Source organism: Pseudoalteromonas sp. S1609 (assembly GCF_005887255.1).
Lineage (GTDB): Bacteria > Pseudomonadota > Gammaproteobacteria > Enterobacterales > Alteromonadaceae > Pseudoalteromonas.
Map to the genome: position 1 here is coordinate 33772 of NZ_PNDJ01000007.1, position 19138 is coordinate 52909.

Sequence of the window (19138 nt, forward strand, 5' to 3'; positions counted from 1 at the left end):
AATTAGGTATTAAAACCGCAACTTTATAACGAGCGTAATAGGCCTAATCTATAAAGCGTTCAATATAAAATGCTTCAGCAAGTGGAGTGCCTATACACATGCCTCTAAATTTAGCGAGTGCTTGAATATTCTCAAGACTTCGAGTGTGTGGTGCTTCTCTCATTTCATCTTTATAAGCTGTAAGAGCTTTTATTTTTTTACTAAATACATGCTCGATATTGACAAAATAGTTCGGTTTGAATGCCTCGTAACGATGACTTGCCCATTCAGTGCTTGATAGTGTTTCGAAGCAAAATATTTGCTTTACTGATTGCATGGGTTGCGGCCTGCAAGCTGTTAAAACAGCTTCATAAGTTTTTCGATGATCAACATTTAAATCGCTATGATAATGGGTATACACGCGTGCAATTATATTTTTAGATAAAAATAGTTCGATGGCTTGCGCTATTTTTAAAAGTGGTATGGTATCGAATTCATTATCAGGAAAATCTAATGATGTTAGATTATTAGGTGAAACGCCTAAATGTTGGGCGGCATTTAAAAAGGCTGCTTGCCGGGTTTGAATCTCTGCTTCAGTATATTCTAGGCGCGAACTAACCCCATTAGAAAGTGTTAAAATATATACTTCATCACACTTTTCAATATGGTTCGCGATTGTGGCACCACAGCCGAGTGTCTCATCATCAGGATGGGCGACAATTACTGCTACTTTCATACTTACTATCCTCGATAAATTTAACTAAGAGAAGAGTTGTCTTACATTAGTTGTCATTTATCTAACTTTAAAAACTGGCTCTAAAAGATGTCCTTTAAAAACATCATATAAATTTTGTGTTTCTATTGTATTTTTTAAAATAAAAATAACTTCATCGTATGCATTAAGTAATTTTTCTATATCATCATGTGTATGGGCATAGCTAAGGTTATGACTACCACCAATTAAAATACCTCTAGAGCACATCTCTTGAATAAATAAAGATTTTAGCTCTAATGAGGAGTATTTTTGAGTGTCTTTAATAATAATAAAAGACCATGACGGATGACCTGCAGTGCTCAGCCAATCTTTTACTTTGTGTTTTTCTATTAATTTATTAAGCTCACAAATTAATTTTTCACCTAAAGTGTGAATATGTGTCAGTACTCTTTCTTGCTGCATTTTTTTTAATGTTGTTTTTGTAGCAATTAAAGACATGGTTTCGCCCGCAAAGGTACCGGAGAAGAAAATATCTTCCATCAATGACATTATTTTTTGTTTACCTACGACAGCTGAGATAGGGAATCCGTTTGCCATGCCTTTGCCAAAGGTTGCTAGGTCGGGTGTAATATTAAATAAGCCTTGAGCACCATGTAGATCGAACCGAAAACCGGTAATTGTTTCGTCAAAAATTAGTACAGAGCCATGTTTTTTACAAAGTGCTTGTACTCCTTGAAGAAATCCCGTTTCTGGAAAGGAGACATTCATTGGCTCCATAATTACAGCTGCAAGCTGTTCAGGGTATTCAGTAAAGAGCCTTTCTAATGAGCTAAGATCATTGTATGTAAACGCATGGGTAAGCGCTCTAACACATTCAGGGACACCTAAATTTCTGGTTGTTGAGCCAATATACCAATCTTGCCAACCATGATAACCACAGACAGCAACATGCTCTCTTTTTGTATAAGCTCTTGCTAGTCGAATAGCAGCAGATGTTGCATCACTGCCATTTTTACCAAAACGCACCATTTCAGCGCAAGGTATTAGCTTTGTGAGTTCTTCGGCGACTTCCATTTCTAATCTATGAGGAAGGGAGAAAGTGATCCCTGAGCTAAGCTGGTCTATAACAGCTTGATTTACATCAGCATCACAGTAGCCTAAAGAAACAGAAAGTAAGCCATTCACAAAGTCAATATACTCATTATTATCTGCATCCCACACTTTAGAACCGAAACCTCGTTCAATAAATAAAGGTGCTGCATTCTGTGGGAACGCAATTCTACTCTTACTAAAAGTTTGGGAACCTAGAGGAATGGTTTTTTCAGCTCTATGTAGCCACTCCGCTGAATTAGTGTAATTATTCATAGCCTTCTTCTTTATCTTTTTTTAATGATTTAACCATTCCCTCATTTCGAGCAATTTGGGGGTTTAATAAGTTCAGCTCTGGTTTATGTGATAACAATTCCAGTATATCTTGATAATTAAAATTAGGCTTTTTTACATATAAATTTTCATATATTGATGAAATCAACTCAAAGTCTTTGGGTTCGTCAACAGTCCATCTATAGGCAGACAGGTCTTGCTCACTTTGGATATTCTGTAACTTATACTTATCAGGGTGACTTGTTATATAAGGTGTTACGTGTTCTAACTCAGAAGGCTTTTCTGCATATTTATAAGCGTTGTGTAAGGCCTTCTTACTAATAACTTCAATATCGAGACCATCAGGGTATGTGGCTACTAAGCAGTTTGAAGTATAATCATTGTTGTTTTTTAAATGACTATTAATGACATAGTCCATGAGCTCAGGGTCAATCACTGGGCAGTCAGCTGTTATTCTAACGATAGCATCACAAGGGTAATTGAGTTCAGCATGAAAGTACCGGCTGAGAACATTGCTTAAACTTCCTCTAAAGCATAATAAATTATTCTCATTGCATAACTGTTCAATAATGTCGTCACTTTCATCAGTACTTGTGACAATAACTAGGTTGTCTACCAACTTGGCTCGTTGTACACGCTTAGCTTGTTGAATAAACATAGGTAAACCTTGGAGATTCTTTAAAACTTTATTAGGTAAGCGTGTTGATCCTGTCCTAGCTTGCATGAAAGCATTTATCATATTTTTAATCCTAGCGCTTAATTAACCAAGCCATTGCGATGGATTGATTAATGCTAAATTACTTGAAGCTAAAGAGGCTAAAACGTCATCCGAGGGGAGTGTAAGCTTTTTTGCGACGCAGTAGCTGTCTATTAATTGTGTTAACTGTTCTTGTGAGCAACACCCTATAATTGCATTTTCGATATGAGGGGCTTTTTGCGCAATAATTGCTAATGCGAAAGTTAGCCGATTGCAGCCTAATTCATTAATAACACAATTATACTGAGAAAACTCATTATTAAACTGTGAAAAATAAGCGTTATTTTGAATCATTGGCTCTAATAAAAGCCCTTGTAAAAATATCGAGCGAGCGTGAAGCTTTATATTTTTTTCTATTAGCTTATCGATGATTTCAGGTTGTATAAAACGTTGATCTAACCAATTTACAGGAGCTTGAACCAGATCTAAATTAAACCTTTCACTAAGTAATTCAAGCTCTTTAGGGTTATAAACAGAAACACCTATTCGCTTAACTATGCCTTTGGCTTTTAACTGCTCTAGCTGCGAAAAATAGTCTTCCCCTGAACTGCTTAAAAGCAACTCACAATTATGAAATAACACTGCATCAATTGACTCACAGTTCAGATTTTTTAAGCTTTTTTCTACCTGCGCGTGAATATTTTCACCTGATACTTTAGTAACAATAGATAAAGCTTGGCTTAAACCCGATTGACCAATATTACTCTCGCTACTACCATAAGCCGATGCCGTATCAACAACTGTTATACCAGCGTCTAGTGCGAGGCTGAGTATTCGTTTAACCTCATCAGTTTTAACCTGTCCGACAGTATTACTAATGCCATAATCTAAACCAAATTGGGCGGTTCCTAAAGCGATTTTCATAGCTGTTCGGCTAGTGTTTCTATTATGAAATTTTGTTCTGAATTAGTTAATTCAGGATGCAAAGGTATAGTGAGAGCGCAACTGTAATATTTTATTGCATTTGGAAAGTCATTTGCCTTAAAGCCAAGCTCTTTATAATAAGGTTGTATATGAATTGGAATATAATGCAAATGACTCGTTATGCCTCGCTCTCTTAAACTACAGATAAGAGACTCATGTTTTACAACTGCGTCACCAGACAAGGTTAAAATATATAAATGGTAACTAGAGTAGCTTTGTTGTGATTGAGTTAAATGATTAATAGGCAAGTCTTTTAATTTGCTAGAATAGACTTTAGCCAGCTGGTTGCGCTTTGTAACAAATTCATCGAGCTTTGAAAGCTGGCTAAGGCCTAATGCCGCTTGCAACTCAGTCATTCTATAATTAAAGCCGAGTTCAATTTGCTGATAGTACCAAGGGCCATGACTTGGTTCGGTCATTTCACTCGGGTTGTCTGTAATTCCATGGCTACGTAAACGCTCCATTCTTTTAGCAAGTTGTTTATTGTTTGTTACCGCCATGCCTCCTTCAGCTGAGGTGATTATCTTGACTGGATGAAAGCTAAATACGCAAATATCTGAAAACTCACAACTGCCCACTGGGCTGCCTAAATATTTTGCACCAATAGCATGTGAAGCATCTTCAATAACCTTAAAGCCATATTCAACTGCAAGTTGATATATAGCCTGCATATCACATGATTGACCTGCCAGGTGAACTGGGATGACGACCTTGGGTAAACGATTATTTTCTTTAGCAATAATAAGTTTTTTTTCTAACTCATTAGTGCACATATTCCCTGTTGCTACATCAATATCCACAAAATCTATTTGAGCACCACAGTAAAGTGCACAATTTGCAGAAGCAACGAACGAAATAGGGGAGGTCCATACAATATCGTCTTTCCCTACATTTAACGCTAAACATGCAATGTGCAATGCCGATGTGGCACTGTTTGTTGCACATGCATAGGTGCTGCCACAATATTTCGCAATGGCTTGCTCAAAAGCGGGGACTTTAGGGCCTTGCGTTAACCAGTCGGATTTTAAGACATCAACTACTGCGTCAATGTCTTGTTGAGAAATAGCTTGTTTGCCGTAAGGGATCATGGAGTAATAACTTTTAAACTAATGCTTCAATGTTGAAGGCTTCAATTTCTTCAATCGTCATGTAATGAGGGTTGTTTAAAGAGTTATATTCAAAGCCTTGCTGAACTTTTTTTCCCTTTTCATCAAGCGCATTTACTGTAAAGTCATTACTACGACTGCTAAATTTAATGCCTGGTGCAATAACAAAGTGATCGTTATATTCATAGGTTTCAAAACACAGATCGGCAGGGCACATAACCTCATGAAGTTTCTCGCCTGGGCGAATACCAATAATTTTAATAGGTAATTCAGGAGCCATTGCTTTTGCTAGGTCCGTAATGCGAATTGATGGAATCTTAGGTACGAAAATTTCACCACCCAACATGCGCGCGAAATTTGTTAAAACAAAATCAACGCCTTGTTGAAGGCTTATCCAAAAACGGGTCATTTCATCATGAGTGATAGGAATATGATCACGACCTTCATTAATAAACTTTTGGAAAATAGGCACAACTGAACCTCGCGAACATACTACATTACCGTAGCGCACCACTGAAAAAGTGGTTTTATGGCCGCCAGCAATATTGTTTGCCGCTACAAATAATTTATCTGAGGCCAATTTAGTAGCACCGTATAGATTAATAGGATTGGCTGCTTTATCCGTAGAGAGAGCTATGACTTTTTCAACGTTATTATCAAGTGCTGCATTAATGACGTTTTCTGCGCCATTTATGTTGGTTTTTATACATTCCATTGGGTTGTATTCAGCGGCAGGTACCTGCTTAAGGGCTGCAGCATGGATAACGTAATCAACGCCACGCATTGCGCGATTTAGTCGTTCTTTATCTCGAACATCGCCAATAAAGTAGCGCATACAAGGCTGATCAAAATCTTGCTGCATTTCAAACTGCTTTAGCTCGTCACGAGAAAAGATAATAATTTTTTTGGGGCTGTACCGTTCTAATAATGTTTTTACATACTTTTTACCGAACGATCCTGTTCCACCTGTTATTAAAACTACTTTTCCATCAAACATGTGATTTTCTCCACAGCTAACCAGCCTCATATTGCCAAATCTATTTTAAAAGTTAGATTTATACTTATTTACAGCTTTTTTATTTTTTTGATTACCAACTATTTTAACCGCTAATAGTTGCTTTTGATTATCTATTTTAACAGATAGCTGTTCTATTAGGTTAATTAAAAACTCAAGTTCAGTAGCTGAATAATGAGTTTTTTCTCTAGAAAGTGAGCTACTTATGTGAATATCAAGTTTATTATGAATATTCAGCGCTTGCTCAATATCCCAATCTTCTGAGTCAGCAATCAAACTTACTAGATCATTGCAATATGCTCTAGTCTCACTATCTTTTACTTGTGAGTTTGTAACCCGCTTTAAAGACATTATAGTTGTGGTTCTCTTTGTTCAAATGGAATTGCTTCCCAACCTGATTTTATTTCCTTGATCAAGGTAATTACTTCATCAATTTTTTCTATATCGTTCTCGAGGTTTGCGGTTAGTAAGCATCGCTGACAATAATCATATAAAGAGTCTAAGTTAGTTGATACTTCATTATTATGTTCAAAATTTAATACTTGCTGCAACGCACCAAGTAGCACAATACAATCAGAGATTGCGTTGCCTTTTTTTTCTAACTCTTTACGTTCAATAAACCCTTTAGCAGCAGAGAGTTTGCCAACAATATTCACAAACACGAGTTTGACTTGATCATAAGGCGTCATTTCTTTAACGCTGCTAACTGTAATTTGACGGTATTTATTGATTGATGCGTGCGCCATAGGTAATTCCTTAAATTTTAATTACATGTGTAGAACCTTAAGCAAGTTTAGTTCCAACATAAGTTTGACTATTACTTATCGGCCAAAACAGTCACACCTTTAAGTAATAATAGCAGTTTTTATGAGTTTCTTCTGTGTGAAATCGTATCATTACTAGTGGCAAAAATGTGTTAGGTAATTCATCCTAAGTGGGTAGTTCGTTATAAATAGTTAAAGAGTTATTAGTTATAAAGTATTGGCTTTTCTGGCGGTGTGTCTGTTTTTTGGCGTTAATGTCAAAAAATCGCCGCTATTACTTGCATCCAAATCCAACTGGCTTACAATTTGATTAATAAAACAAATTAGTGAAATAAATGGCTCGCTAAAAAATGATCTTAATTTTAGATAATAATAATAATCGCTCTATTGGATTATATGCATCCCTTACTTTTATTGGTGAGGCGGTACAGTTGCAAACAGAAGTTGACTTTGAGCAGGCATGTAGTCACTATCAAAACAAAGAATGTATTGTGGTGTTAGGGGCGCTGCAATCTTTAGATCATGAAAGTTTAATTAAACGCTATCCAACATTTCCTTTTTTACTGATTGGTGAAACGCTCAAACCGCTACTAAGTCTCGCCAATGTTGTTGGACTAATTTGTGAGCCATTTACTCATGAAGTTACCACTCAGTTACTACATGATTGTCAGCAATATCAGCGTATGCTGCCTCATGAGCATCAACATAATAAAGAAAAAAGCACCTTTGATGGCCTTGTAGGTGAAACCAAAGCCGTAAAAGATTTACGCTTTTTAATTACTCAAGTTGCTAAAACCGATGCCAACGTACTTATTTTAGGTGAGTCGGGCACGGGTAAAGAAGTGGTTGCTCGTAATGTGCATCTGCTTTCTAAGCGTAACAAAGGCCCATTTGTACCAGTAAACTGTGGGGCAATTCCTGCAGAGCTACTAGAAAGTGAACTATTTGGCCATGAAAAAGGTGCATTTACCGGGGCTATTTCAGCACGTAAAGGCCGGTTTGAATTGGCGCAAGGTGGCACGCTATTTTTAGATGAAATAGGGGATATGCCGCTGCAAATGCAGGTCAAGTTACTGCGAGTACTACAAGAGCGTAGCTATGAGCGCGTTGGCGGTACCAAAGCGATTCAAGCCGATGTACGTGTTATTGCTGCAACCCACCGTGATCTTGAAAGCATGATTGAAAAAGGCTCATTCCGAGAAGACTTATACTATCGCTTAAATGTTTTTCCTATTGAGAGTCCATCACTTGCTCAACGTGCAGAAGACATCCCTTTGCTACTTAAAGAGCTAATGCGCCGCGTAAATGAGCAAAGCGGTACTACGGCTAAGTTTACAGAGCGTGCTATTGAAAGTTTAAAAGAGCATTCTTGGCCAGGTAATATTCGTGAGCTCGCTAACTTAGTTGAGCGTATGGTTATTATGTTCCCAGACAAGGTGGTTGATGTTCCTGATTTACCTAATAAATACCGCTACATTGAAGTTGAAGCCTATGAGCCACAGTACCCAGAAGAACTGATGGAGCGTGATGCGTTTAATGATATTTTTAGTGGCGGATTCAGCGAAGACGAAATAGACCTCGAAGATGATTTTGCTCAAGCGGCACCCGGTTTATTGCCCGATGAAGGTATTGAGCTTAAGGAGTACTTAGCTGAGCTTGAAATTAACTTAATCACCCAGGCATTAGAGCGCTTTGATTACGTTGTTGCCCGTGCTGCTGAAGTACTAGGCGTAAGGCGAACCACACTGGTCGAAAAAATGAAAAAGTATAATCTTTCTAGGGATTGATTAAAACCGCTAATAAATTGAACTGTAGTTAATAAAGTTCTATGTTATTTTTAATTTTGGCTTTAAAACTTGATTTGCCTCCCATTAAATAGTGACAATTTAATGGTGTGCGGTGCTCTTTTTCTTATTGTACACTCCTAAGTTAATGAATAATCTAGCATGTGTTTTATGCAGGTAACGCTTTCTATACAAAGTAAAGTAAAATAAGGTTAAAAATGAACGAAGCAATCGATGGAAATAGAATGTATGGGTGGGCAAAGGAGCTATTTCCAATCAATCGAAGCCTTACAGGTGATGGTGTAAGAGAAACATTGAGATATATCAAACAGTTTGTACCGGAACTGGTTGCACATGAGGTTCCTTCAAATACTATCGCTTTTGACTGGAAGGTACCGCAAGAGTGGAAAGTAAATAACGCATACATAATTGATCCTAATGGTAATAAAATATGCGATTTTAAAGTTAATAACCTACATCTAATGGGTTACTCAGAGCCTGTTAATAAGACACTTTCTTTAAAAGAATTACAAGCCCACCTTTACAGTATAGAGGATATGCCTGACGCAATACCATATGTTACATCATACTATGAGCGTAATTGGGGATTTTGTCTTAGCCACTCTCAACGTTTATCTTTGACTGAAGGTAGTTACCAAGTTGTTATAGATACAAATTTATTCAATGGGCATTTAACGTATGGAGAGTTTGTTTTACCTGGAGAAACAGAAAATGAAATTTTGCTTTCTACATACATATGCCATCCTTCTTTAGCTAATAATGAATTATCTGGACCAGTTGTTTGTATGGCATTAATAGAGCAACTTAAATTAATGACTGACCGCAGATATACTTACAGAGTTTTATTTTTACCAGAAACCATAGGATCAATAGTTTATATTTCAAAACATTTAAAACGTTTGAAAAAGCATCTGAAAGCTGGATTCATTGTCACATGTGTCGGTGATGAAAGAGAGTACTCTTACCTAAGTTCACGCAACTCTCGTACTTTAGCCGACAGAGCAGCACTAAGTGCTTTAAAGAATTTAGTTGGTAGTTTTAAACAGTATTCTTTTCTTGAGCGCGGTAGTGATGAGCGTCAATTTTGCGCTCCTGGTGTTGATTTACCTGTATGTTCAATTATGCGGAGCAAATACGGGGAATATCCCGAATATCATACATCATTAGATGATCTTACATTAATTACACCTGCTGGATTAAGAGGTGCTGCAGATGTAATTGTTGGCGCTATTCAATTATTAGAAAAAAATAAAGTATATAAAGCAACTAATTTATGTGAGCCGCAACTTGGTAAAAGAGGATTGTATCCTAATACGAGCAATATGCAGCAAGATTATACTCAAGTAAAAATGCTCACTAATTTACTAGCTTATGCAGATGGAGGTAGTGATTTATTAGAGCTTGCTGATAAGATTCGAGCTAATATTTTTGAGCTTTTACCTTTAGTTGAATCTCTCGAAAAAGCTGGTTTAATCAAAGTTCAAGACTAAATAGGGTAGAAGGAGCGCATAAATGCGCTCTTTTGTTAGTTTAATTTAATTACAGCAACATACCAATTGTAAGCTAATCCGAACCAATCCATTTTTATTTCTGCGCATTCACAATATTGTGAAATATTTGAAAAGCAGCTCAAAAAATCATCTTTACCTTCAAAGCGACGCATGACTTGACCATTGCGAACTCCGAAGTAATCATTTTTAATTCTCACATACCCTTTTTCGAGCTCTTCACACGATTCGTAAATAAAAGCTGAAGCAGTTGGAACAGATACGATTAGATAGCCTTTTGGCTTTGTTACTCTTACGAATTCATCAATATGTTTTTGATAATCAAAACTTTCAGAACTCATATAATAACTACTATTCCAAGAGATTAAATAATCAAACATATTCGCTTCGAATGGGATTTCTTCGCAGCTACCTATTCGTAAGTCTAATTCTTGGCCTTTAAACTCCTTTCTTTCAGAGGCATTATTTACGATATCTTTTGTGATTTCTACCCCACTACTCAATAAACCAAGTCTATTAAAAAGAGGGAAATTACGGCCATCACCAAAACCTACATCTAAAATTTTCTTACCTTGAAAATTTTTATCTAGAAACTCTAACTTTGGAAATTGCCCTAAAAAAATTCTAATAACTGCTTCTGGTGGGTAGGCTATTTCTGTGTTTTCAGCATATATGCTATTCCATGATTTATCTCTATCATACTTCATTGTAGTATTATTACCTTTATATAGGGTTAGGTATAATGTTTAACACTTAAGATAACATTTCATAAATACGGTTTACAATATTTATAGGAATATCTAGCTGCCAAGGTTATTAATAGTGGCTTGTATTTTGCTTTATACTTGAAAGCTAGTAAAAACTTTAAGTATGGCAATGTTCATCGACTGGTCTTCGAGTAGAGGCAAAATAAGCGCACTTTTAAGTAGTGCTCCAATTATTAAAAGGTATTAGTGATGAAGTATCCAAAAATACTAGAATGCACTTTAAGAGATGGAAGTTATGAAATTGACTTTCAGTTTTCTAAAAATGATACAGTTAGTATTTGTAGTGCACTAGATTACTGTGGATTTGAGTTAATAGAAGTTGGTCATGGTGTCGGTCTAGGTGCTTCAGAAAGAGGTATAGGAGTTGCTCTTGAGACTGATGAAGTCTATATGAAAGCAGCGTCTGAGAGTGTAAAAAAAGGTAATTGGGGGATGTTTGCAATTCCGGGGATTGCAAATTTAGAACACCTTACGTTAGCTGAGTACCATGGAATGGATTTTGTTCGCTTAGGTTCTACAATATCTGATTTTAAAAAGTGTGAAAAATTTATAAGCTCTGCGAAAAATAAAAGTATGCTCACATACGTCAATTTCATGAAGTCGTATACTGTTTCGCCTAGCAAGCTGGCTAAGGCTGCAAAGGCTGCTTTTGAAATTGGGGCTGATGCTGTTTATGTAGTGGACTCAGCAGGCGGAATGCTACCACAAGAAGTAACGGAGTATGTTCAAGCAATACTTGCTGAATGCCCTAGTCTAACAGTTGGATTTCATGGGCATAATAATTTGGGGTTAGGTGTGGGAAACGCTCTTGCCGCTATCAATGCTGGTGCTGAAATTATTGATTCGTCGCTGCAAGGATTTGGGCGTAGTGCCGGTAATACAAGTACAGAACAAATTATAGGGTGCTTGGCTCGTATGGGATTGGAGGGAAAAATAGATCCAATACAAGTAATGGATTTAGGTGAAGAACTCATAAAACCTTTGATTAATAAAAATGGTCTTTCATCTATTGACACTATATCAGGGATGTCATTATTCCATTCTAGTTATATGCCTATAATTTTTGAAATGTCACAAAAATATAAAGTTGATCCAAGGCATTTAATTATTTCTGTTTGTAAAGAAGATACTTGCAATGCACCTGAAGAAATGGTTGAAAGGCATGCAATTGAGCTGTTAAAAATACAAAAGGCAAAAGGGCATTGGAAGCCGAGTTATAAAAATTACCACGTGAATGAGCAAGTAATTCTATGATAAAAGAACTATTTAAGTCAGCAGAGCAACACTCTTTTGCAATAATACAAGGTACTCAAAAGATTACTTATTTAAATTTTGAGAGTCAGGTAATGTTTTATATGAATCAGTTAACTAAAGCTGGTGTAAGTCAAGGTGATAAAGTAGCTCTAGAGCTCGAAGATAAATTGGAGTTTTTTGTAATTCTTGTTTCATTGTTCACATTAGGTGCAAAGGTCTTACCATTATCAGCTAACTACAATGAATGTTATAAATGCACATTGCTGGACATCTTTAACCCTGACAAAGTAATTAACAATGTTGGCGAATTTGAAGAATACATACCCGAAAAAAAAACGAATAGCTTTATCTATAAGGATAGTTCGAATAATGCTCAGGTTATTACCTTTACTTCAGGGACTACAGGTACACCAAAAGCGGTATGCCACGACTTAAAAAGCTTACTTGTTTGCGCTGAAGCGTTTAACAAACATAATGAAATCGGTTGTGAAGTTAAGATGTTGCATGTAATGCCTTGTTTTTACATGGCTGGTATTCTTAACACTTTTTTATGTCCATTAATAGCTGGTGGATGTGTCATTTTAAGTACAACCTTCTCGGCTAGTAATGCCGCAACTATCTTTAAGAATTTTGCTAAATATAGAGCAAATGCTATTTGGCTAAGCCCTTCAATGTTAGCCCTTTCATCTAAAATGACAACCGATAGAGATGCTATAGGCTGGGTAAGTGATTGCGCAGCAAAGATATTTATCGGTACTGCGCCTCTTATGCAAAATACAAAAAAAGAGTTTGAGCATAAATTTGCACATGAAGTTTTAGAAAGTTATGGCACAAGTGAGCAGTTGTTTATATCTTGTGCGAAAGTCGGTGAAGGGCATTTGGACGGAGTTGGTCGGTGTCTGGATCTTGTATATGTAACTTTTTCTGATTCGAACGAAATACTAGTTGATTCTCCTTGGGAGATGCTTGGCTACTTAAACGCTGACTCAGAATGCCCTGCTACAGGTGATATTGGAAAGTCATCATCAGGGGTTTTAAGCATAACTGGACGTAAAAAAGATATTATTATTAAAGGTGGAATTAATATAAGTTCGAGGTATATAGAGGATGTTAGTTTGAAGTATGCTGGTATTATGGATGCTGCAGTAGTTGCAAAGCCCCATGATTTTTGGGGTGAAGTGCCAATATTATTTCTTTTATCAGAGCATGATTTAAATATTAAATCTATAAAGGCGTGGTTGGGTACCTTGTTACCTTCAGAGTTTCTTCCTGAAAAAATAATTGTTTTGAAAAGCTTTCCTACTTCAGTCACGGGAAAAGTAATGAAAGCAAAGCTAATCGAAAAGTACTTAATATGATTATTGGATTCTCCCATCTTACTTGGAATTCAGCTTTTGTTGAGCGAGATATCTCTAAATTTAAAGAGTTAGGATATGAATCGGTATTTGATGAAAAAGAGTTAGAGAATAACTATTCAAAAAAGGATTTACTTGCTTCCTATTCTGCGAAACATGATATTAAATTACTTAAACGAAGTGATTCATATGACATTGAGATTATTAATCACCATAGTAAAAACATGAATGTACAAAATCGTTTATTTTACAGTGACTCAATGATGACTATTTTGATACCATCAGGTTGTTTTGCAAAGGAAATTGATTTTTGGTGTGGGCTAGGTTTCAAAGAAAGTGGAAATTGCCTAAGGTTATCTAGACCTGTAAAAACATGGAACCTCGATATCTCTTTTGTTTCAACGGAACAAGATCTTGTAGAACAAAAACTGGATCTTCAAGGCTTTACATCAATTGCATTTATAGTAAAAGATTTAGCTCTGTTTAAGAGTAAACTAAAAAATAAAGTAATTTGGATTTCTGAGATATTTACTCTTGAAGTTAATGAACAGAAGATGGATATACTCCTATTTAAAACTCCCTCAGGGGTAATAATAGAACTCATCGAGGTATTAAAATGAAAATAACAGATTTAACAATGTTGCTTGAAGAGGGGATGCAAACATTTGCAGCTCATTGGCACCCCTTTTTTGAATCAACTCAGTTAGGACGACACGGAATTGAAAATAGAGAAACGCGAAAAATTGTATTAGGTACACACACTGGAACTCACATAGATGCCCCAAGGCACTTTATTGCTGATGGTGAAACAATTGAAAATATACCATTAGCTCAATTAAATGGGCCTGCACGGGTTATTGACTTTTCGAATCTTGCAGATAAACATGAAATTACTAAAGATGAGTTGATATTAGCTTTAGGTTCCCAGTGTCCGGTTCGCCTAGTTGCCAGGTTTGACTGGGATTTAAAATTAAACACTAATGAATACTACACAGACCATGCCTTTTTTTCTGAGGATGCTTGCCAATGGCTGGTAGATAATGGGTGTAAGCTTATCGCCCTAGATACCCCTCAGCCTGACAACCCTTTAAATGGAAGAGGGGCAGAAAAGGATGCACCTAACCATAAAATACTGCTTGGTGCAGGTGTTGTTATCGTTGAATATTTAATTAATATTCGTTCGATTGAGAGCGAAGAATTTACGCTTATCGTCGCACCCTTAAAAATTAAAGGTGGCGATGGGGCTCCAGTTAGGTGTTTTGCAATTGAGTAAGAGTAATGAAATGCTAGTAAAAGAAAAGCTAGTGCAGTGGTTTGTTTCCAAAAGCCAGATGGAAAATATTGATACAACGTTAAATTATTTTGAATCCGGTTATATTGATTCATTTGACGTGCTGATGTTAATAGAGTTCTGTGAATCAAGCTTCAATGTAGTGCTTCATGAGATACATTTTGAAGATAGAAGGTTCTCTTCAATTGATGGGTTGGTTGATATTTTAAACGATTTACAGGTGCAATGAATTGCAAAACTATCATTATAGTAGGACTGATTTTGAGTTGGCTTTACAATCTGTAGGGATTTGTAAAGGTGATACTGTTTTTTGTCATAGTAATGTTGGTTACCTAGGTTACCCGGAAGGAGTTACTTCCAAGCAGCAATCCTTAGAGTTAATACTTAGTACTTTTTTAAATTTACTAGGAAGCCAAGGTACCTTAGTGGTACCTACCTTTACTTATTCATTTGGTAAAGGAGAGAATTTTAATGTCAATGATACAGCGTCTGACTGTGGTATGTTCTCAGAATATATTAGGACTAATCCATTGTCAGTGCGAAGCAATGACCCTTCTGTATCTGTTTCTGCTATTGGAAAGTATGCTAGTTTCTTAACAAATAAAGTATCTGAAAATGCCTATGATGAGGGAAGCGCTTTTTCACGACTCGTTCAATTAAAGGCTAAGGTGCTTAACATTAACTTTGATGCAGGCAGTACGTTATTACATTTTTTTGAAAGAGTACATAATGTATCTTATAGGTTTGACAAAACATTTTATGGTAAAAAGTTTGATGGCAAATGCTATATTCCATGCAAATCAACCTTATGGGTTCGAGATTTAAACATAGAGGGGTCTCAGGCGAGTTTCGAGCGCTTTAACCGTTATGCCAGTGATAAAGGTATTTATAAAAGGGCTAAGGTAGGTCGAGGTGGAATTGGCTGTATTTCTGTCGAAGATATGAACAAGGCATTCTCAGAGTTATATGAGAAAGACCCTTGGTTTTTAACAGATAAACACATTTAATTTTTTAAAGATAATGGAGTTTTTTCGAACATTTAAGAATATAAGTGTTAGATTAATTATGAAATGAATCAATAAAAAGTATGAAAACAGCACAATGTAACGCTTTTAACTAGACTTAATTGGCATCGTTCAGGCTAACTAAATCTATTTTAATTACTAACCTATGAGTACTGCGCGATAACTTCTTCCTTCCTAAAACAATCATTACTATGAGCGTTAACCATTCCACAGGCCTGCATGTAAGCATACACTGTGGTTGGGCCTAAAAATTTAAAACCACGCTTTTTTAAATCCTTCGCAAATAACGTCGATGCCTCAGTAACTGCAGGGTAGTCGGCCAGTGTTTCTAAATCATTTACCTGAGGTTTATTACCAACAAACCGCCATTGATAATCACTAAAACTGCCAAATTCTTTTTGAATTGCAATAAAGCATTTCGCGTTATTAATTGTTGCGACAATTTTTAAGCGGTTGCGAACTATGCCCGCATTTTGCATTAATTTTTCTATATCGTGTTCAGTAAAGGCCGCTACTTTGTGTACATCAAAGTTGGCGAAGGCATTTTTATAATTCTCACGCTTTTTTAATATTGTATACCAGCTGAGTCCTGCTTGTGCCGATTCTAATGTTAAAAACTCAAAAAGTAGTTGATCCTCATACACTGGGACGCCCCATTCATGATCATGATAATCCACATAGTCAGGTTTTGTTGTATCTAACCATGGGCAACGGCACTGAATCTCTTTATTCATGCATTTTCCTTTGCGCGTCATTTTTACGACACGTATTTTTACGGTTTAATCTATTGAATTTACTGGTAAATAATTTTGGTACATATTGTGCATTGGCTACTGTGTCTACATTATTTTAGAGAGTTGATTATGGCCCTTGCAAGTGTGCTAAAACCCCAGTTTATTTCTGCTAACCAGTATAACCCATGTTTACTGCAAGAGGAGTATGTTGGTGAGTTGAGTGATTTGCGTCAACAGGCAAGTTGGCTTTCTCATTTAGTTGATACTATGCCTGCGGGCGTGATTGTACTCGATGGTAAAGGAATGATCGCGAAGGCGAATCAAATTGCTATCGATATGCTCGGTGAACCATTAGAGGGTGAGAAGTGGTTTAGTGTTATTCAGCGCTCATTTCGTCCTCATCAAGATGATGGTCATGAAGTGTCTTTAAAAGATGGACGCTTAATAAAACTCGATATTACCGCACTTGCGCCAGAACCTGGGCAACTTATATTAATGACCGATTTGACCGAAACCCGACGCTTACAAAAGCGAGTCGCGCATATGCAGCGTTTAAGTGCGTTAGGTAAAATGGTGGCATCTTTGGCCCATCAAGTACGCACACCGTTATCAGCAGCTATGTTGTATGCTGCCAATTTAGGCTCAAAGCGCTTACCCGAAGCATCACGCGGCAGTTTTCACACAAAATTAATGTCTCGCTTGAAAGATCTAGAAACCCAAGTAAACGACATGCTGCTATTTGCTAAAAGTGGTGATCAGCAGGTGGTTGAGCAAGTGTCGATGCAGCAGTTACTCAGTGAAGTTAAAGCCGGTGCCGATGCCATGGTAGCGCTCAATGATAGCGAATTAAATGTGAGCTTACCTGAACCCGATATAGAAATTATGGGTAATAAAACCGCACTAGCAAGCGCTATTCAAAACCTTATTCACAACAGTATTCAAGTGATTGGCAGTGGCGCGCAGGTTCACCTTAGCGCCCAGCGTGACAAACAAGACTCTGACTTTGTACGCATTAGCGTGAGTGACAATGGTCCAGGCATTGACTTAGTCCAGAGCGAGAAAATATTTGAACCTTTTTATACCACTAAAAGCCAAGGTACAGGCTTAGGGCTTGCCGTTGTTAGTTCGGTAGCCAGTGCGCATCAGGGAAGGGTGGAGGCAAACAACAACCCACACGGGGGAGCAATTTTTAGTATGTTGCTGCCTATTAGTGTCACATCTAAATTAGGGGAGTCACATGAGTAACACTATTTTAGTTGTAGAAGATGACGCCGGACTTCGTGAAGCATTAATTGATACTTTAGAAATGTCGGGCATCGCTTGCACGGCAGCCAATAGTGCAGAGCAAGCGATGTTGTTATTAAAAAAAGACGTATTTTCACTGGTGGTCAGTGATGTACAAATGGGCGAAATGAGTGGCTTAGATTTATTACGCAGTATTAAATTAAATCACCCTGATTTACCCGTTTTAATGATGACGGCCTATGCCACTATTGATGATGCGGTTGAAGCCATGCGCCTAGGCGCGATTGATTATATGGCTAAGCCATTTGCACCAGAAGTGCTATTGAACATGGTGAGCCGTTACTTACCTGAAAAGGAAAAAGAAACAGACGGTCCTATTGTTGCCGACCCTAGTAGTATTCAATTACTTGAACTTGCAGGTAAAGTTGCTCGTTCAGATGCCAGTGTAATGGTACTTGGGCCAAGTGGCTCAGGTAAAGAAGTGCTGGCACGGTATATTCATGACAAGTCAAAACGCTGCAATGAACCATTTGTAGCAATTAACTGTGCTGCTATTCCTGAAAACATGCTTGAAGCTACTTTGTTTGGCTACGAAAAAGGCGCGTTTACTGGTGCGATTCAGGCCTGCCCGGGTAAGTTTGAACAAGCACAGGGTGGGACTATCTTACTTGATGAAATCACCGAAATGGATTTAGGCTTACAAGCTAAACTACTGCGGGTATTACAAGAACGCGAAGTTGAGCGTTTAGGCGGTCGGAAAACTATTTCGCTAGATGTACGTGTGCTTGCAACCAGTAACCGCGAATTAAAAGAGGCCGTTGCTGAAAATCAGTTCCGCGAAGATTTATATTATCGACTCAATGTGTTTCCTTTACTGTGGCGACCTCTGTGTGAGCGTCCTGGCGACATTATTGTACTGGCTAAGCATTTAATTGAACGTCACTTAAGTAAAAGCAAAGAGCCAATGGCGTATCTAGATACAAGCGCAGAACAAAAGCTACTTAGCCATAGCTGGCCGGGTAACGTTCGAGAGCTGGATAACGTTATTCAACGTGCTTTAATTTTACGCAGTGGCAGTACTATTGATGAGCATGCAATTTTTATCGAAAATTTAACCCCAACTCAGTTTGTGGTTGAAACAACGTCAGTGCCTGAGCCTATAAACAATAGTCTCAGTAACGCTTATTATGATGAAAAAACAATGCCCGAAGATGAGCAAAAAAATGATTTGCTCGCCTTAGACACGGGGAGTTATAAAGATGAGCTTAAAGATAAAGAGCATCGCATAATTCTAGAAACCTTGGCGCGTTGCCAAGGGAAACGTAAAGAAGTAGCCGAAACCTTAGGTATAAGTCCACGTACTTTGCGTTACAAATTAGCGCAAATGCGCGATTTAGGTATTTCCCTCCCTGCATAACCTCAACAGCTCTAAAACTAAGTAACTGATTTTAGGGCTGTCAAAACTCTGACTACGCAAATAAACATAGTAAACCATTGTTCTAGTTGAATTT

At 37.3% G+C, this 19138-nt stretch carries 20 protein-coding genes; 10 read left to right on the forward strand and 10 right to left on the reverse strand.

All coding sequences use genetic code 11. The features are described 5' to 3' along the window. Positions 1 to 43 precede the first annotated feature (43 nt). From CWB76_RS02655 to fliS, 8 genes are read right to left on the reverse strand one after another with little or no spacing between them, the layout of a single operon-like run. Entirely contained in the window at positions 44 to 715 is a 672-nt protein-coding gene (locus CWB76_RS02655; protein ID WP_138570517.1) for a PIG-L deacetylase family protein, read from the reverse strand. A 57-nt stretch (positions 716 to 772) separates the two neighbouring features. Beyond that, positions 773 to 2059, reverse strand: coding sequence for an aminotransferase class III-fold pyridoxal phosphate-dependent enzyme (locus tag CWB76_RS02660; protein ID WP_138605285.1), 1287 nt, complete (start codon positions 2057 to 2059; stop codon positions 773 to 775). Then, positions 2052 to 2816, reverse strand: coding sequence for a cytidylyltransferase domain-containing protein (locus CWB76_RS02665; protein WP_138605286.1), 765 nt, complete (start codon positions 2814 to 2816; stop codon positions 2052 to 2054). The genes CWB76_RS02660 and CWB76_RS02665 overlap by 8 nt, the downstream gene beginning before the upstream one ends. Before the next feature lie 21 nt (positions 2817 to 2837). Next, on the reverse strand, positions 2838 to 3698 hold the full coding sequence (locus CWB76_RS02670) for an aldo/keto reductase (RefSeq protein WP_138605287.1): 861 nt from the start codon (positions 3696 to 3698) through the stop codon (positions 2838 to 2840). Further along, positions 3695 to 4846, reverse strand: a complete 1152-nt coding sequence (gene pseC, locus CWB76_RS02675; RefSeq protein WP_138605288.1) for a UDP-4-amino-4,6-dideoxy-N-acetyl-beta-L-altrosamine transaminase — start codon at positions 4844 to 4846, stop codon at positions 3695 to 3697. The genes CWB76_RS02670 and pseC overlap by 4 nt, the downstream gene beginning before the upstream one ends. Positions 4847 to 4859: 13 nt before the next feature. After that, positions 4860 to 5861 (reverse strand): UDP-N-acetylglucosamine 4,6-dehydratase (inverting), encoded by a 1002-nt coding sequence (gene pseB, locus CWB76_RS02680; RefSeq protein ID WP_138605289.1) that lies wholly within the window; start codon positions 5859 to 5861, stop codon positions 4860 to 4862. A gap of 45 nt (positions 5862 to 5906) precedes the next feature. Then, positions 5907 to 6230, reverse strand: a complete 324-nt coding sequence (locus tag CWB76_RS02685; protein WP_171039588.1) for a hypothetical protein — start codon at positions 6228 to 6230, stop codon at positions 5907 to 5909. Beyond that, positions 6230 to 6625: a flagellar export chaperone FliS gene (gene fliS, locus CWB76_RS02690; protein WP_109874274.1), complete on the reverse strand. Its 396-nt coding sequence runs from the start codon at positions 6623 to 6625 to the stop codon at positions 6230 to 6232. The genes CWB76_RS02685 and fliS overlap by 1 nt, the downstream gene beginning before the upstream one ends. Before the next feature lie 368 nt (positions 6626 to 6993). Here fliS and CWB76_RS02695 point away from each other — a divergent pair, with 368 nt between their 5' ends. Together CWB76_RS02695 and CWB76_RS02700 are read left to right on the forward strand one after the other, a co-directional pair. Then, positions 6994 to 8430 (forward strand): sigma-54 dependent transcriptional regulator, encoded by a 1437-nt coding sequence (locus CWB76_RS02695; protein ID WP_138605290.1) that lies wholly within the window; start codon positions 6994 to 6996, stop codon positions 8428 to 8430. A gap of 215 nt (positions 8431 to 8645) precedes the next feature. Continuing rightward, entirely contained in the window at positions 8646 to 9938 is a 1293-nt protein-coding gene (locus CWB76_RS02700; RefSeq protein ID WP_212751290.1) for a DUF4910 domain-containing protein, read from the forward strand. Between the two features lie 35 nt (positions 9939 to 9973). On the opposite strand, the gene CWB76_RS02705 is transcribed toward CWB76_RS02700, so the two are convergent. After that, positions 9974 to 10663 carry a class I SAM-dependent methyltransferase gene (locus CWB76_RS02705; RefSeq protein ID WP_138605291.1) on the reverse strand — a complete coding sequence of 230 codons (690 nt, stop codon included), beginning with the start codon at positions 10661 to 10663 and terminating at the stop codon, positions 9974 to 9976. Between the two features lie 249 nt (positions 10664 to 10912). On the opposite strand from CWB76_RS02705, the gene CWB76_RS02710 reads away from it, so the two are divergent. The 6 genes from CWB76_RS02710 to CWB76_RS02735 are packed head-to-tail and all read left to right on the forward strand — an operon-like array spanning position 10913 to position 15630. Continuing rightward, positions 10913 to 11977, forward strand: coding sequence for a 4-hydroxy-2-oxovalerate aldolase (locus CWB76_RS02710; RefSeq protein WP_138605292.1), 1065 nt, complete (start codon positions 10913 to 10915; stop codon positions 11975 to 11977). Continuing rightward, positions 11974 to 13335: a class I adenylate-forming enzyme family protein gene (locus CWB76_RS02715; protein ID WP_138605293.1), complete on the forward strand. Its 1362-nt coding sequence runs from the start codon at positions 11974 to 11976 to the stop codon at positions 13333 to 13335. Before CWB76_RS02710 ends, CWB76_RS02715 begins: the two co-directional genes overlap by 4 nt. Then, positions 13332 to 13952, forward strand: a complete 621-nt coding sequence (locus CWB76_RS02720) for a hypothetical protein (protein WP_138605294.1) — start codon at positions 13332 to 13334, stop codon at positions 13950 to 13952. The genes CWB76_RS02715 and CWB76_RS02720 overlap by 4 nt, the downstream gene beginning before the upstream one ends. Beyond that, positions 13949 to 14605, forward strand: coding sequence for a cyclase family protein (locus CWB76_RS02725; protein WP_138605295.1), 657 nt, complete (start codon positions 13949 to 13951; stop codon positions 14603 to 14605). The genes CWB76_RS02720 and CWB76_RS02725 overlap by 4 nt, the downstream gene beginning before the upstream one ends. Further along, entirely contained in the window at positions 14598 to 14852 is a 255-nt protein-coding gene (locus tag CWB76_RS02730) for a hypothetical protein (protein WP_138605296.1), read from the forward strand. Before CWB76_RS02725 ends, CWB76_RS02730 begins: the two co-directional genes overlap by 8 nt. Before the next feature lies 1 nt (position 14853). After that, on the forward strand, positions 14854 to 15630 hold the full coding sequence (locus tag CWB76_RS02735) for an AAC(3) family N-acetyltransferase (RefSeq protein ID WP_171039589.1): 777 nt from the start codon (positions 14854 to 14856) through the stop codon (positions 15628 to 15630). Between the two features lie 161 nt (positions 15631 to 15791). Here CWB76_RS02735 and CWB76_RS02740 read toward each other — a convergent pair whose 3' ends face one another. After that, on the reverse strand, positions 15792 to 16382 hold the full coding sequence (locus tag CWB76_RS02740; RefSeq protein WP_138605298.1) for a DNA-3-methyladenine glycosylase I: 591 nt from the start codon (positions 16380 to 16382) through the stop codon (positions 15792 to 15794). 129 nt (positions 16383 to 16511) lie between these two features. On the opposite strand from CWB76_RS02740, the gene CWB76_RS02745 reads away from it, so the two are divergent. Together CWB76_RS02745 and CWB76_RS02750 are read left to right on the forward strand one after the other, a co-directional pair. Next, positions 16512 to 17627, forward strand: a complete 1116-nt coding sequence (locus CWB76_RS02745; protein WP_138605299.1) for a sensor histidine kinase — start codon at positions 16512 to 16514, stop codon at positions 17625 to 17627. Then, positions 17620 to 19044 (forward strand): sigma-54-dependent transcriptional regulator, encoded by a 1425-nt coding sequence (locus CWB76_RS02750; RefSeq protein WP_138605300.1) that lies wholly within the window; start codon positions 17620 to 17622, stop codon positions 19042 to 19044. The genes CWB76_RS02745 and CWB76_RS02750 overlap by 8 nt, the downstream gene beginning before the upstream one ends. Positions 19045 to 19138 lie beyond the last annotated feature (94 nt).

What these genes read in the sequence shown, in the direction of transcription:
- CWB76_RS02660 (WP_138605285.1), bottom strand. Translation starts at nt 2,059, where the DNA reads ATGAATAATTACACTAATTCAGCGGAGTGGCTACATAGAGCTGAAAAA.
- CWB76_RS02705 (WP_138605291.1), bottom strand. Translation starts at nt 10,663, where the DNA reads ATGAAGTATGATAGAGATAAATCATGGAATAGCATATATGCTGAAAAC.
- fliS (WP_109874274.1), bottom strand. Translation starts at nt 6,625, where the DNA reads ATGGCGCACGCATCAATCAATAAATACCGTCAAATTACAGTTAGCAGC.
- CWB76_RS02745 (WP_138605299.1), top strand. Translation starts at nt 16,512, where the DNA reads ATGGCCCTTGCAAGTGTGCTAAAACCCCAGTTTATTTCTGCTAACCAG.
- CWB76_RS02750 (WP_138605300.1), top strand. Translation starts at nt 17,620, where the DNA reads ATGAGTAACACTATTTTAGTTGTAGAAGATGACGCCGGACTTCGTGAA.
- CWB76_RS02725 (WP_138605295.1), top strand. Translation starts at nt 13,949, where the DNA reads ATGAAAATAACAGATTTAACAATGTTGCTTGAAGAGGGGATGCAAACA.
- CWB76_RS02685 (WP_171039588.1), bottom strand. Translation starts at nt 6,230, where the DNA reads ATGTCTTTAAAGCGGGTTACAAACTCACAAGTAAAAGATAGTGAGACT.
- pseB (WP_138605289.1), bottom strand. Translation starts at nt 5,861, where the DNA reads ATGTTTGATGGAAAAGTAGTTTTAATAACAGGTGGAACAGGATCGTTC.
- CWB76_RS02665 (WP_138605286.1), bottom strand. Translation starts at nt 2,816, where the DNA reads ATGATAAATGCTTTCATGCAAGCTAGGACAGGATCAACACGCTTACCT.
- CWB76_RS02670 (WP_138605287.1), bottom strand. Translation starts at nt 3,698, where the DNA reads ATGAAAATCGCTTTAGGAACCGCCCAATTTGGTTTAGATTATGGCATT.
- CWB76_RS02655 (WP_138570517.1), bottom strand. Translation starts at nt 715, where the DNA reads ATGAAAGTAGCAGTAATTGTCGCCCATCCTGATGATGAGACACTCGGC.
- CWB76_RS02710 (WP_138605292.1), top strand. Translation starts at nt 10,913, where the DNA reads ATGAAGTATCCAAAAATACTAGAATGCACTTTAAGAGATGGAAGTTAT.
- pseC (WP_138605288.1), bottom strand. Translation starts at nt 4,846, where the DNA reads ATGATCCCTTACGGCAAACAAGCTATTTCTCAACAAGACATTGACGCA.
- CWB76_RS02695 (WP_138605290.1), top strand. Translation starts at nt 6,994, where the DNA reads ATGATCTTAATTTTAGATAATAATAATAATCGCTCTATTGGATTATAT.
- CWB76_RS02715 (WP_138605293.1), top strand. Translation starts at nt 11,974, where the DNA reads ATGATAAAAGAACTATTTAAGTCAGCAGAGCAACACTCTTTTGCAATA.
- CWB76_RS02720 (WP_138605294.1), top strand. Translation starts at nt 13,332, where the DNA reads ATGATTATTGGATTCTCCCATCTTACTTGGAATTCAGCTTTTGTTGAG.
- CWB76_RS02740 (WP_138605298.1), bottom strand. Translation starts at nt 16,382, where the DNA reads ATGAATAAAGAGATTCAGTGCCGTTGCCCATGGTTAGATACAACAAAA.
- CWB76_RS02700 (WP_212751290.1), top strand. Translation starts at nt 8,646, where the DNA reads ATGAACGAAGCAATCGATGGAAATAGAATGTATGGGTGGGCAAAGGAG.